Source organism: Cohaesibacter sp. ES.047 (assembly GCF_900215505.1).
Lineage (GTDB): Bacteria > Pseudomonadota > Alphaproteobacteria > Rhizobiales > Cohaesibacteraceae > Cohaesibacter.
This window is the reverse complement of record NZ_LT907844.1, coordinates 966129-980473: the sequence shown is the minus strand read 5'-3', so window position 1 is coordinate 980473 and position 14345 is coordinate 966129. Positions and strand designations below refer to the sequence as shown.

The following is a 14345-nucleotide window of genomic DNA, read 5'->3' as shown; positions in this document are numbered from 1 at the left end:
ATCAGTCGGGCGCCGGTGCAGTGGATGTGCGCACGATCAAACTGCAACTGGCGTCCAGACCGCCGTCTTCCTGAGCAATGTCGCACACGCGCCTCACCGCCATTTTTGCCATGGCTTCAATTGGCTGGCGAATGGTCGTAAGCCTTGGAACAATGATATTCGCCAATGTAATATCATCGAACCCAACAATCGACAGGTCATCAGGCACCGTCACGCCGATATCGCGCGCTTCCCTAAGTGCTCCGATTGCCTGCTGATCACTGGCCGCAACAATCGCGGTCGGCCGATCCTTGCTGTCATTGCCGAGCACGTCACGGGCCACTCTTTCCCCTGTTTCATAGTCAAAAAGACCGGATCTGATTTCCAGCCTGAACGATGGGTCACCTTGGCAAAGCTCCGTGATCCGGTCTTTGAAGCCTCTCTGACGAAGCTCTGAAACCACCGTTCCTTCGGGCCCCGAGATATAAACAATGTTCCTGTGGCCCAACGCAAACACATGATCAGCGGCCAGCGATGCGCCAGCTTCCTGATCAGCAAACACACCCTCGGATTCGCCTTTGACAGGTCGGTCAATTGTGATGATCGGGACATCGTCCGGCTTTTTGAAGAACCGCTCGTCGCCTGCAGGAATCACGATGATGCCCGTTGGAGCGCGATCCAGAATTGCATGAACCCGCCGGGCTTCCTTTTTGGGATCATCGAAAGAACTGGCAAGAATGACAGCAAGCCCATGCCTTGAGGCTTCCAGCTCTATTTCCTTGGCCAGTTGGGCAAAGAATGGATTGGTAATATCCGGAAGGACCAGGCCAAGAACCTGATCCTTGTTGGCCCTGAGGGCACGTGCTGCCAAGTTGGGCTTGTACCCCAAGGCCTCTATTGAGTGATTGACCCGAATGAGCAGAGGTTGCTTCACCGTCTCATTCTTGGAAAGAACACGGGAAACTGTGCCGACCGAAACATTTGCGTGTTTTGCTACATCTCTGATTGTTACGTTTTTTTTTCGTTCAGCCATGGGGTCATCAATTATCCATTCTATCGTGCAAGAATGTTCTTACACTATGGAAACAGCAATCAGCCACTTTTTTCCATGAATTCCCTGACCTCGTCTAGAGACGGAAGTGAACTCACGGCCCCTTGCCGGGTCGTTGACAAGGATGCTGCGTGAGAAGCAAACCGGATGGCCTTTTCATAGCTGACACCATCGCACAACGCAAAGGCGAAGGATCCATTAAAGCAATCTCCTGCCCCGACCGTATCAATAGCGTCCACTTTCGGGCATTCCATTTCTCCCGCACATCCCTGCAGATGCCAGGCGACACCCAAGTTGCCCATGGTCACGATCGCGCCAACCCGGCACAGGTGCGCCAGATCTTTGGCCGCCTTGGCAGCGTCTTCCAGTGTTCTGACGTTTCGATCCAGGATTGCACCCGCTTCACCACCATTGGGCGTGAGAATATCGAACGCGGCAAGCACGTCCCTGCCCCACGCAGGCGTTGGAGCAGGCGCGGGATCCATAATCGAAATCGTTCCGACAGCATGTGCCGTCTTGGCCGCAGCAACGGACGCTTCGACCGGAACTTCATTCTGAAGCAGCAGATAACCAGCCTTCTCGATCGGCTCGGACCGACTTGCGATGTCACTTGTATCCAGCGCCCCGTTGGCGCCAGCGGCGATGCGGATGATGTTATCGCTTTCAGGACCGACATCAATAAACGCCATACCGGTTGAATGATCATTCTTGACGATAATGGCAGTCTGCACGCCGATCTCTTCCAGAGTCTTTACGCACCCCCGCCCGAACTCATCATCGCCGATGGCACCGATCATCGTTACCGCTCCACCAAGCTTGGCAGCAGCGCAGCATTGGTTGACCCCTTTGCCGCCAATACCGATTTTGGTTTCGCGGGTTTTGATCGTCTCGCCTTTTTCTGGCCATCGGTCCAGATAAGCGGTCAGATCAAGGTTCACACTGCCGACAACGGCGATTGATTTTATCATGATGGTCCTCGCAGTCTTGAGCGGGCAATTGCCACAGTCCTATCCGGCAAACTTGGCGCGGTAATAATCCAGCACGACAGCGACGATGATGACAACGCCGGTGATCATCTGGCGCATAAAATCATTCAGGCCAAACAGGATGAGACCGTTCGCAAGCACGCCGATGATAAAGGCCCCAAGCAAGGTGCCGATCACCGAACCGCGACCGCCGAACAGGCTGGTTCCGCCGATAATCACGGCAGCAATGGCATTCAACTCAAAGCCAATCCCCGCGATTGGGCTGGAGATGTTCAAGCGCGCCATATAGATGATCGCTGCAACCCCTGCGCAAAGACCGCATATGACAAAGGCTGCGACCTTGTACCAGAACACCGAATGACCCGCGAGACGAACAGCTTCTTCATTGCTGCCGATGCCATAGATCAGGCGTCCAAACACCGTCTTGTTCAACACGAACCAGGCGACCAGAACCAACAGCATGGCCAACATGAACACCACCGGAATACCGTAGACCTGAGCGGAACCGAACTCCTCAAACGCAAAGGGGAAGGAGAAGATTGTCCGTGCTTCAGAAATATGAAGCGCAGCCCCTCGGGCAATGTTGAGCATGCCAAGCGATATGATAAAGGAAGGCAGCCCCCAATACGCACTGATGACACCGTTGAGCATGCCGCAAACCACACCGGCGAGCACCGCGGCAGCGGCGGCAAATGCGATTGCTTCCCCCGGGCCAATGCCCGCCGTCGTGATCGCCTTGCCCGCAACAACGGCCGCAAGGGCCATGACAGACCCGACCGACAGATCAATGCCACCGATCAGGATCACGAATGTCATGCCCACGGCAAGCACCAGATTGATTGTAATCTGGGTGAGAATGTTGGTGATGTTGTTTGGCGTCAGAAAATGCTCTGTCGTTGTCGCAAAAAAGATGACAAGTCCCAGCAGTGCCAGACCGATACCGGCCTGATTAATGACGTCTTTCAAGGTCAATTTTTGTTTTGCCACTTCACTCATTTTCGTTCTCTTCCCGTGGTCCCGTGTCCTGCTGGTAGGCAAGCTTGAGAATTCTCTCTTCGCTGAAGTCCGCACGCTGCAGGCTTCCTTGAATCTGGTGATTTGATAAGACCAACACGCGGTCGCATAGACGCATCAATTCAGGCATTTCAGACGACACGACCAACATCGCGACGCCGCTTTCCGCCAGGTCCCGCAAGATCGCATAGATCTCCGCTTTCGCTCCCACATCGACACCGCGCGTCGGCTCATCAAGCATGAGAACCGATGGCTGTGTGGCAAGCCATTTGGCCAACACGACCTTTTGCTGGTTGCCGCCAGACAGGCTGGACGCTGCATCGGCAATGGCACCATATTTAAGGCGCAGCTTGTCGCCGCCCTCGATGGCCAGATCATTCTCTTTTGCGGCGGAAAGAATGCCGCCATGAGAGACCTTTTCCATATTCGGGTAGGCGATGTTGGCCGAGATCGACATGGAAAGGATCAACCCCTCGTCTTTGCGATCTTCCGTCACAAAGCCGATACCGGCCTTGATGGCATCGGACGGCCCCTTGATGACAACATCCGTGCCATTTCTTTGAAGCGTCCCGGACAAGACGTCATTGACACCGAAAATGCCGCGCAAGATTTCGGTGCGGCCTGCGCCGACCAATCCAGCGATACCAACGATCTCGCCATACCGCAGATCGAAAGAGACACCTTCTTCATGCGGGCAATCGACCACCCGCAGATTTTTCAAGCTAAGAGCAATCTCACCTTTTTCCGGTCGCTCATCATTGAGGTCAACCGTATCAGACAGGCTGCGCCCCACCATATGGCGCACGACCTGCTCCGGCGTCGTGTCGGATATTTTCTCTGAAACGACCGTTTTGCCATTTCGGAAAATCGTCACCCGATCACAAATCTCAAACACCTCATTGAGATGATGGGTCACGAACACAACTGTGACGCCTTCTTTTTTGATCTCTTCAACGATCCTGAACAGCCTCTCCGTTTCCCGCTCGGTCAACGTGGCTGTCGGTTCGTCCAAAATCAGAATTTCACTGTCGGATTGCAGAGCACGGGCGATCTCGATCAATTGCCGATGCGCAACACCAAGGCTGTCCACAGTGGTGCGAACACTCACGTCGGTCAACCCGATTGCATCAAGGGCCACACGGGCGCGCTGCTCCATTTCCTTGCGATCCAGAAGCCCGAATTTGGTTCTCGGGAACGCTTCGATCGCGATATTTTCGGCCACACTCAAATGGTTGAGCAGGTTGAATTCCTGATGAACAACCTGAACGCCGTGGACCTTTGCGTCGTTCGGTGTGGCTGGCTTGTAGGGGCTTCCCTTAAGAAGGATATCGCCCACTTCGAACTCATACACGCCGGTCAGAACCTTGATGAGCGTGGATTTTCCGGCCCCGTTTTCTCCGACCAGCGCATGGACTTCGCCCGCTTCGAGGGAAAAATCAACACCATCCAGAGCCTTTACGCCACCAAAGAACTTCTTGAGACCAGAGACGCTCAATATCTGATGCGCATGGTCTGAAGATTGAGAGGAAACTGCCATTTGAAATTGCTTTCTCAGAGCGAGTTGCCCGGCCTTCGGCAGGCGATGGCCGAGCGTTTCTCTTCACTTATTTTTTGGTGACAAGCTCAATGGGTGTTTTGACCCAGCCTTTGAGCTCTTTGCCGGTTTCAGCAACTTCAAGAGCCAGATCGATTGAGTTGGCAGCCATGTCGGTGCCGAACTGATCAACGGTGGCATAAAGACGGCCGTCTTCGATCATTGGTCCCACTGCGGGAATGTTGTCGAAGCCGACAACAACAATGTCGTCACGACCAGCAGCTTCCAGCGCACGGACAACACCGATGGCCATGGAATCGTTGGCCGCCATAACGCCTTCGACATCCGGATGTGCCGTCAACATGTTGGAAAAGACGGTGTTGGCTTCTTCGGTTTCCCAATGGGCTGTGCGGCTATCGAGCAGATCAAGATCGTATTCTTTGACCGATGCTTCAAAGCCAAGGCGACGTTCGGTTGCGTTGTCAGCACCCGGGTTGCCCTCAATGATGACAACTTTGCCCCCTTTGCCGATCTTCTCGGCCAGAGCATCGCCTGCAAGCTTGGCGCCACCCCGGTTGTCAGGGCCAACAAAGGCCAATTCCAGACCCTGTTGTTTTTTCGCTCCTGCATCCAGAGCCACGTCGAAGTTGATAACAACGATACCCGCAGCAATCGCTTTTTTCACCGGGCGGACCATGGCTTTGGAATCAGCCGGAGCAATCACGATGGCGTCGACGCCTTGGGTAATGAAGTTTTCAACGGCGTTGATTTGAGATTCAAAGTCGGTTTCGTTTTTCATGCCGACCGCTTTGAGCACGTAGTCGCCGCGCTTTTTCTCGTGCGCTTTTGCGCCTTCCATCATGTTCTGGAAGAATTCGTTTGCCAGAGACTTCATCACCAGCCCGACGACTGGCTTGTCGTCTGCAAAAGCAGAGCCAGTCATGATCAAGCCGCCCAATGCAGCAGCAGCAATCGTCTTAAGAATTGTCATAATATCCTCCCTATATGACCTCGCTGGATTTAGTCCGAACTCCTATTGGACTAACCGCTCCAGAAACCTTAGCAGATGAAAAGCATCAGTCAATATGAAACGTTTCATTTTTTTAAATCGTTTCATTTAACGCGCCATTCTGGATACTGCTTTGGTTGTAAATACTGTGAAATCGCTAAGGTTTACGATGAATTTCAAGGGCAAAATACACTGGGGGATAGGCTTCTGAGCCACCAGGATTCTGTCTATTCAAGGCGTATCACTACAGAGAGCAAGACGCTTGATGCGAATTGCATCAGAAGTTTTCAACGGATGATTTCTGGATTTTCTCGGATAAGGAAGCAATCAGAACGAACCGGCTGAATCGATCGGCAAACGATCCTGTTGCGTCTGGATTATGATTTCTTTTCAAGGGGCTACATTGCTGCCCGAATGATTGCACAAGGATTTGCATGCTCCGTCCCTTTGGGAACTGACACCGCTAGCTTCGTAATTTCTACTCAGGCTTGTTGGAATTCGTCCTGCGAAATGCACTCATGCCTCATTGACAAAAGGCAAAACCCAATGCATTTTTAATTTGCGCAAACGGTAAACCAAGCGTGAGCAAACGTTTTCTCATTGCGAATTAGCGTGTTTTGCGCGAGGTGGAGGACAAGGTGGTTGTAGAAAAATGGTCGCGGCCCGGGGGAGTGGTTCATCGCACCACCATTCGTGATGTCGCGGCAAAAGCGGACGTAAGCGTGACCACCGCATCACGGGCCCTTAACGGGACTGGCCGGATGTCGGAGGAGACCCGGTCACGGGTTGAACGGGTTGCAAGAGAACTGGATTATCGCCCCAACTACATGGCGCGCGGTCTGGTACAGCAGCGCTCCTTCACGCTCGGCCTTCTGACCGATGACACCTATGGCCGCTTCACGCTGCCGGTTGCGGCAGGGCTTTCATCTGCGATGACGGATAAGGGGGTGTCGGTCTTCCTGAGTGCTGGCGAGCATGAAGCCCATCGACTGGAACTCAACCTCAGGGCCATGGAAGAAAAGAGAATTGATGGACTTGTCATTTCAGGCAAGAGAATTGATCGGGGACTTCCCATTGATGTGTCGTCTCTCGGGATGCCCGTCGTTTACGTCTACTCCCTTTGTCCTGAAGACGCCGTCGGCTTTGTACCAGATGACATCAATGCAGCCAGAACGGCGGTCCAGCATCTGATCGGTTTGGGCCGGCGCAAGATCGCTCACATTGCCGGGCGTCCGAGTTTCGAGGCATCCCACTTGCGAGAAACCGGATGGCGCATGGCGCTCGAAGAGAATGGCCTCACACCGTGTGGTGAGGCGCTCTATTCCAACTGGACCGAGGCGCACGGCTATGAAGCTGCGTTTCATCTCATCGCGACTGCAGGGGAGCGTCCTGACGCGATCTTTTGCAGCAACGACCAGATTGCCAGAGGCGTGATTGACGCCTTTGTGCAAATGGGGATCAAGGTTCCCGACGATATTGCGATTGTCGGGTTCGACAATTGGGAAGTTTTTGCCAAGGCGACACGCCCTCCCCTAACCACGATGGATATGGAGCTGACGGGCCTTGGCAAGAGTGCAGGATTGGCATTGCTGGATATGATCGAGGGAAAGCCGATTGAGGTCGGTGTCAGAAAAACCCCCTGTCATCTCGTCGTGCGAGAATCTTGCGGTGCGGGGAAGCCGGAATAAGACGGCGGAACAAAACCCAAGGGTGAGAAGAATTTGGTCTTGGGTACAGTCGGCGCAAACAGCGCAAACGTTATCTCAAAGACTCGCCTGCGTCTGACTGGCAGGCAAACTGGAGGAACTGAAATGAACATCAAAGCACTATATGGAAGCGTCGCGCTTGCGGCCTTTATCTTGCCAGGTATCGCGCAAGCCGAAACATTTTCCCTTTGGGTTCGGTCCGATGGATCCGAATTCATGCCCAAGCTGGTGAAAGCGTTCAACGCCAAGGGCGAAGACAAGGCCGAACTGCAGATCGTTCCTGTCAACGAACTGGTTCAGAAGTACGCCATCGCCGCAGCGGGTGGCTCGCAGCCTGATGCACTGTCGCTTGACCTGATCTACACGCCGTCCTTTGCCATGGCAGGCCAGCTCAAGGATCTCACCGATTTTGCCAAAGGTCTGCCCTACTATGAGCATCTGTCCAAAGCCCATTTGAGCGTTGGCACCTATGAGGACAAGATCTACGGCATGCCATTTTCTGCCGATGCGTCCGTTCTGATCTGGAACAAGAACCTTTTCGAAAAGGCTGGGCTGGATCCAGACAAGGCGCCCACCACTTGGGATGAAATCCGCAAGGATGCCGCAGCGGTCGCCGCTCTTGGCGACGAGACCTATGGCTACTATTTCTCCGGCAACTGCGGTGGCTGCAACATTTTCACCTTCACTCCGCTGATCTGGGCGTCGGGCGGCAATCTGCTTGAAGATAAAGGCGCAAAGGCGACGGTTAAAACATCGCAGATGAAGGATGCCATCGAATTCTACCGCGGCATGGTCAAGGATGGCCTTGTTCCGGCAGGCTCGCAGACGGATGCTGGCGTCAACTTCTTTGCAGCCTTTGCTGGCGGCAATATTGGCATCGCACCCTCTGGCTCCTTTGCCATCGGTGCCCTGAACAACCAGTATCCCGATCTCAAATATGGCGTGACCTATCTGCCCGGCAAGGATGGCGACTGGTCTTCCTTTGCAGGCGGCGACAACATTGTCGTTTCAGCCGCGACCGATGATGCGAAAATGCCAGCCATTCAGGCCTTCATCGACTTCGCCTATTCCGCTGAAGGTCAGACGATCCTTGCCAAGAACGGCTCTCTGCCGGTGCGCGCCGACGTTGCCGAAGTGGCCCTTGAAGGGCTCGATTCCCGCTATCTGATCGCAGCCAAGGCAATGGACAAGGGCCGCACGCCATTCAGCCCGGTCTTCAATGATCTCATCAACTCGCAGAATGGTCCGTGGATCACCATGCTCAACAAGGCCTTCTTTGCCGATAGCAGCGAAGAAGTGGATGAAGCAATGGACGAAGCTCAAGAAGAGATGCAGTCCATCATAGATAGCTCCCGGTAAGATCCTCCAAATCTACCGCTAGCAGCGCCCGCCGGCTGATATCAAGACGTCAGTCGGCGGGCATTCGCAGACCACTGCTCCAAAGGATCACTCCATGACTGACAGTCTCATGGCAGACCCCGAGACAGCTTTGCCGAAAAGGCGCAGGCGCCGCCGGCATACTCAATGGAACGGACTGCTTTTCGTTCTTCCTGCCCTGCTCCTCGTCATCGTTTTCTTTCTCGTGCCTCTCGGCATGGCGGCCTGGATGTCTCTCCACAAATGGCCGCTGATGGGGTTCCCGCGTTGGGTCGGGCTTGACAATTATGAACGCCTCTTGACCGACAAGAGCTTCTGGTCGTCTCTTCTTTTCACGATGCAATATACCATCGTTATCACCATCGGGCTGCTGGGCACTGCCATGGCACTCGCGCTCATCGTCCAAGGTCAGAGCAAGGCGATCTCATTCTACCGAACCGTCTTTTTCCTGCCGGTCGTCACGGGCTTTGCCTCGGCTGCTTTGTTGTGGGTTTGGCTGTCCAACGTGGATACGGGCCTGTTCTCACCTCTTGCGCAGGATATCGGGCTAACGTCGGGACGGGTGAACATTCTGGCCAATTTCACGCCAGCTTTCTGGTCGGTCATCGTCATGGTGATCTGGAAAATGGCGGGCTTCTTCATGGTGATCCTGATGAGTGGATTGCAGGCCATTCCAGCCGATTATATCGAGGCCGCCCGCATCGACGGGGCCAAATGGAACCAGAGGTTCCGCTACATCATCATGCCGCTCATCCGCAAACCCTTCGCCCTCGCGCTCATTCTGTGCATCTCGGGCTCGATGCTGGCCTTTGACCAGTTCTACATCATCCTCAACGGCGGGCCACAAAACAGCACGGTCACGGCCGTCTACAAGATCTTCAATGAAAGCTTCATTTCCTTCCGTCTCGGATATGGCGCCGCGCTCTCTATCGTGCTGCTCCTCATCCTGCTGGTTCTCAGTGTTATCCAACTCACGCTTCTGAGCGACAGGGGGCCGAAAGAATGAACGCCATCACCACTGAACATCATTCTGTTGCAGCGTCTGCGCCAACGGCTCGCAAAGGCCGGTATCGCTATCACAAAGTGATTTTTCATGTCACGGCAACGCTGGTGTCGCTGTTGTTCCTCGTGCCCCTTGTCTGGGTCGTATTGTCGAGCTTTCGCTCACCTATCGAATCCACGACACCGCCCCTGCCCCCTTGGCCGCGCGACGGTTTCAGCATCGATAGCTACGACAGGCTGGAGAATTTTGGCCAGTCGGTTCTGCATTATGCCGGAAACTCGCTCTTTGTTTCCGTCGGCACCTCCGCTCTGACGATCGTCGTTGCGCTCCTCGCTGGCTATGGCTTCTCGCGCTACCGGTTTCCCCTCAAAGGCTTCATTTTCGTTCTCATCCTGTCGACGATGATGATCCCCTTTCAGTCGATCCTGACACCCCTGTTCCTGCTTTTGGCAAAGCTGGGCCTTCAGAACACCCTCATCGGCCTTGTGTTGATCTACACGACACTGCAATTGCCCTTCTCGGTTTTCATGATGCGCAACGCTTTTGACGCGGTGCCCAAGGAGATCGAGGAAGCCGCCCGCATGGACGGGGTAAAGGGTTGGCGCATGCTTGTGCAGGTGATGGGTCCGCTGGTTCTGCCCGGTGTTGTCACAGTTGGCCTGTTTGCCTTTCTCAATGCGTGGAACGAGTTTCTCGCCGCTCTCGTGCTGCTCACGGACCAAAGCAAGTTCACCATGCCGGTGCTCATGACCGCCGTCCGGTATGGGCGCTTCGGATCTGTCGATTGGGGAGCCGTTCAAGCCGGCGTCACCTTGATGATGATCCCCTGCATGGTCCTCTTTCTCATTCTTCAACGATCCTACATTCGGGGTCTTACGGCTGGTGCCGTCAAATAGATTTCATCCTGCCCAAGGACAAGAAAATGAACGAATTCAACAAAACCATGATTGCTGACGCCATGCCGCCAAAGGCCAAGTTCCGTCCACTTGCGGTGAATCAGATCAAGGTCGACGGCTTCTTCGGACCCAAGATCGATGTCATAGCGACGACCACAGCCAAGCTTTTATTCGACCGCTGCATCGAAGCGCGCATGCTCGAACAGGTCGATCCCGATCTGCCCAATCCGGGGATCGTCATTCCCTTCCAGCACAACAACACCGTAACCACCCAGATGTTCTGGGACTCCGACTTTGGCAAAAGCATCGAAACAGCCGCCTATGCGCTCAATCGGCATCGTGATGCAGAGCTTGAAGCACGAGTGGATGACGTCATCGATGCCTATGGCCGCCTGCAAGCCGAGGATGGCTATCTCAATTCCTGGTATCAACGCATCGAGCCGGGCAAACGCTGGACCAACCTCCGGGATCGGCACGAGCTCTACAACGCCGGCCATCTGATCGAAGGGGCAATTGCCTACTTCCATGCGACCGGTAAGCGCAAGTTTCTCGATATCCTGTGCCGGTATGCCGATTGCATCGATGCGACGTTCGGCCCTGAAGAGGGCAAGAAGCGCGGCTATCCGGGACATCCTGAGCTGGAACTGGCACTTGTCAAACTGGGCCGCGTCACAGGTGAGCAACGCTATCTTGATCTGGCCAAATTCTTCGTCGACGTGCGCGGTGAAGACCCGAACTACTTTGACAAGGAGGCTATGGCGCGGGGCGAGACACCGGAGGATTTCCACTTCTCGACGCTGGAATATTGTCAAGCCCACAAACCGGTCCGCGAGCAGCGCGAAGTGGTCGGCCATGCCGTCCGTGCCGCCTATCTTTATGCCGGCATGGCGGATGTGGCGACCGAATTTTCTGACGCAACTATGGATCCGGCGCTAGAAGCGCTCTGGTCCCAACTCACGGATCGCAATCTTTACGTTACCGGCGGATTTGGCCCTTCCAAGGAAAACGAAGGCCTGACCTTCGACTATGATCTGCCCAACGACAGCGCTTATGCCGAGACATGCGCCTCTGTCGCGCTCGTCTTCTGGGCAAGCCGCATGCTCGGGCGCGAACCGGACAGCCGCTTTGCCGACGTCATGGAGCGGGCACTTTACAATGGCGTTCTGTCCGGGCTGTCGGCAGATGGAACGCATTTCTTCTATGACAATCCGCTGGAAAGCCACGGGCATCACCATCGCTGGCGGTGGCATCGCTGCCCCTGCTGCCCACCCAATGTGTCTCGTCTGCTCGCCTCGATCGGCACCTATTTTTATGGGGTCTCCGAGGATGAAATCGCCGTGCATCTTTATTGCGACAACAAGGCTGATCTGACTTTGGCCGGAACGAAGGTGACCCTCAAGCAGACAACAAGCTATCCTGCCGACGGGTCCATTGCCTTTGCCATCGAGCCGGAGAGTCCTTGCAGTTTCACGCTGTCCTTGCGTATTCCGCAATGGGCGAAGGGCTTCACGCTGATGCTCAATGGCGAGGCGATTGATGCCACAGCCGAGAAGGGATACCTGCGGCTCAATCGGTCCTGGCAGGCCGGCGATCACCTCACGCTTGAGCTTGATATGCAGCCGCTTCAGCTTTTTGCCAATCCAAAGGTGGCATCCGATCAGGGGCGCACCGCACTGCTGCGCGGCCCGTTCGTCTATTGCCTCGAGGAGGCCGATCATTCCGCGCCGCTCAACAGCTACCTAATCAAGGATGGAGCGGCGATCGAAACGACCAGTTTTGGCGCATGGCCTGACACTGTGGCATTGAAGATCAACGCCGAGGTCGAAGGTCGTGCCGATAACGCTCTATATTCCGATACGCCACCATCACGGGAACCGGCAACACTAACGGCCATTCCCTACTACCTCTGGGACAACCGCGAGCCGGGCGAAATGCTGGTCTGGCTGCGCAGGGAGGCAATAAAATGAACGAGCAAGTGAACCTTCAGCGCGTCCAGAGACAGGCCGGATTGTCTTTGCGCGGCGTCAACAAGACATTTGGATCGGTGCAAGTGATCAGGAATGTCGATCTCGATATCGAAGGCGGAGAGTTTGTCGTGTTTGTCGGGCCTTCCGGCTGCGGAAAATCAACGCTCTTGCGCCTGATCGCCGGTCTTGAAGAGGTAACGGCAGGAGATGTCCTCATTGCAGGAGTGGACGTTACGGAAGATGATCCGTCCGACCGCGGCATTGCCATGGTTTTTCAGACCTACGCGCTTTACCCGCACATGACGGTGGCTGAAAATATGGGCTTCGGGCTCAAGGTTGCTGGCCGCACCAAAGCCGAAGTTGCCGAGAAAGTCGGTCAAGCAGCAGACGTCTTGCAGCTCAACGATTATCTGGATCGCCGTCCGGGCCAATTGTCCGGGGGACAGCGCCAGCGCGTTGCCATCGGTCGGGCCATCGTCCGGGATCCGGACGTGTTCCTGTTCGATGAGCCCTTGTCAAACCTTGATGCCGAATTGCGGGTCGATATGCGCATCGAGATCGCCCGTCTGCACCAGAAGCTTGGCAACACAATGATCTATGTAACCCATGATCAGACCGAAGCCATGACCCTTGCTGACAAGATCGTGGTACTGCGGGCCGGACGCATCGAACAGGTGGGCTCCCCTGCCCAGCTCTATGACGATCCTGACAACATGTTCGTCGGCGGGTTCATTGGCAGCCCCAAGATGAACTTTCTGGACGGCATCATCCGCCCCGATGGGGTCGAAGTGGCGGGTATTATCCTTGAAACCCGCACCATCCAGAACCGCCCCGCGAATGGTACGGCGGTTCGCGTGGGCATCCGCCCCGAACACTGGCGATTGGCCGAAGACGGCCAAAAAGCAGTGCCCTTCACGGTTGGTTTCTCCGAATTTCTGGGCGGCGCGAGTTATCTCTATGGAACGATAGGAGAGAAACGCTGCACGGTGGATGTGGACCGTGAGACAATCTCCCAGCCTGGCTCCGTGCTCCATCTGACCGTCGATGAAAACCATATCTGCCTGTTCGGAGAAGACGAACAGCGCATCCGCTAAAGCAACAAAGCCACACCCGCATATGCGGGTGTGGCGATTTGACAGTCTCCTGAACTCCCACATCCAGCCAGTGAATTGAAGTTCGGTCCGCGTTAACGCATGGTTGCTTTATGTTGAGCGTAACGCTCGGAAGGCGCGCGCCGCGACAAAATCAGATAGCAAGAAGCACATGATCCAAACAAAGTTGGTGACGGGCTATTTTGTAAGAACACCAACCGTCTGGGATGTATCGCGGGTCTTTGTGGACACGACGCACTGTCCTTGCTTTGGATCTTGAATCCGGTCTGTTGAAACAGGTCGCTCGACAGTCTTCCCTCTACAGACAGGAACTTGAGTTACGGTGTAGCCCTTCCGGCGGAGGCACTGATTTATAAGGTCGTCTCGCAGTTCCTGATTGGCATCATAGGTGTATACGTCGCCACCTGTCACTTGCCCACCATAGCTATTGCAATAACCGCCAGAACAGTATGTGGTTGCGGGCGTGACGTAAACTGGCGTTGAACCGACACGCGTATTGCTGGGAACACGCTGTGCTCCTTGAAGCTTGCATTCAAGGAGGGCGTCCGCCTTCGTGCCGTAACTCGTATTTGGTTTGTACATATAATCTGTTTGCGTGACGCATCCAGATAATGCAATCGACATGAGTGCAGCGCTCATTGCCCCAAGATTTTTCATGATTATATCCGCAGTGGTTTGTTCGCCGCGAACATAATTTTGTGCTCTGAACAA

The 14345-nt window shown here is 54.8% G+C and carries 11 protein-coding genes; 6 read left to right on the top strand and 5 right to left on the bottom strand.

Annotated elements, in window-relative coordinates:
* Nucleotide 1: 1 nt before the first annotated feature.
* The 5 genes from CPH65_RS04395 to CPH65_RS04375 all read right to left on the bottom strand — a co-directional run bounded on the left by CPH65_RS04395 (nucleotide 2) and on the right by CPH65_RS04375 (nucleotide 5555).
* A complete protein-coding gene (locus tag CPH65_RS04395; RefSeq protein WP_096172300.1) occupies nucleotides 2–1012 on the bottom strand; it encodes a LacI family DNA-binding transcriptional regulator in 1011 nt (336 codons plus the stop codon).
* A gap of 59 nt (nucleotides 1013–1071) precedes the next feature.
* Nucleotides 1072–1998: a ribokinase gene (locus CPH65_RS04390; RefSeq protein ID WP_197703958.1), complete on the bottom strand. Its 927-nt coding sequence runs from the start codon at nucleotides 1996–1998 to the stop codon at nucleotides 1072–1074.
* A gap of 39 nt (nucleotides 1999–2037) precedes the next feature.
* Nucleotides 2038–3012 (bottom strand): ABC transporter permease, encoded by a 975-nt coding sequence (locus CPH65_RS04385; protein WP_096172299.1) that lies wholly within the window; start codon nucleotides 3010–3012, stop codon nucleotides 2038–2040.
* On the bottom strand, nucleotides 3005–4567 hold the full coding sequence (locus tag CPH65_RS04380) for a sugar ABC transporter ATP-binding protein (RefSeq protein ID WP_096172298.1): 1563 nt from the start codon (nucleotides 4565–4567) through the stop codon (nucleotides 3005–3007). The genes CPH65_RS04385 and CPH65_RS04380 overlap by 8 nt, the downstream gene beginning before the upstream one ends.
* Before the next feature lie 67 nt (nucleotides 4568–4634).
* Complete coding sequence (locus tag CPH65_RS04375) at nucleotides 4635–5555, bottom strand: sugar ABC transporter substrate-binding protein (protein WP_096172297.1); 921 nt, start codon at nucleotides 5553–5555, stop codon at nucleotides 4635–4637.
* 656 nt (nucleotides 5556–6211) lie between these two features.
* Between CPH65_RS04375 and CPH65_RS04370 the strand changes: the two genes are divergently transcribed.
* The 6 genes from CPH65_RS04370 (at nucleotide 6212) to CPH65_RS04345 (ending at nucleotide 13616) form a co-directional block, all read left to right on the top strand.
* Nucleotides 6212–7261 carry a LacI family DNA-binding transcriptional regulator gene (locus tag CPH65_RS04370; RefSeq protein ID WP_244574537.1) on the top strand — a complete coding sequence of 350 codons (1050 nt, stop codon included), beginning with the start codon at nucleotides 6212–6214 and terminating at the stop codon, nucleotides 7259–7261.
* A 129-nt stretch (nucleotides 7262–7390) separates the two neighbouring features.
* Nucleotides 7391–8638 (top strand): sugar ABC transporter substrate-binding protein, encoded by a 1248-nt coding sequence (locus tag CPH65_RS04365; protein WP_371359447.1) that lies wholly within the window; start codon nucleotides 7391–7393, stop codon nucleotides 8636–8638.
* A 94-nt stretch (nucleotides 8639–8732) separates the two neighbouring features.
* The gene (locus tag CPH65_RS04360; protein WP_096172295.1) at nucleotides 8733–9662 is read left to right on the top strand and encodes a carbohydrate ABC transporter permease; all 930 of its coding nucleotides are present in this window, start codon (nucleotides 8733–8735) and stop codon (nucleotides 9660–9662) included.
* Nucleotides 9659–10555: a carbohydrate ABC transporter permease gene (locus tag CPH65_RS04355; protein ID WP_096172294.1), complete on the top strand. Its 897-nt coding sequence runs from the start codon at nucleotides 9659–9661 to the stop codon at nucleotides 10553–10555. The genes CPH65_RS04360 and CPH65_RS04355 overlap by 4 nt, the downstream gene beginning before the upstream one ends.
* A gap of 26 nt (nucleotides 10556–10581) precedes the next feature.
* Nucleotides 10582–12522: a glycoside hydrolase family 127 protein gene (locus CPH65_RS04350; RefSeq protein WP_096172293.1), complete on the top strand. Its 1941-nt coding sequence runs from the start codon at nucleotides 10582–10584 to the stop codon at nucleotides 12520–12522.
* Nucleotides 12519–13616 carry an ABC transporter ATP-binding protein gene (locus CPH65_RS04345; RefSeq protein WP_096172292.1) on the top strand — a complete coding sequence of 366 codons (1098 nt, stop codon included), beginning with the start codon at nucleotides 12519–12521 and terminating at the stop codon, nucleotides 13614–13616. The genes CPH65_RS04350 and CPH65_RS04345 overlap by 4 nt, the downstream gene beginning before the upstream one ends.
* Nucleotides 13617–14345 lie beyond the last annotated feature (729 nt).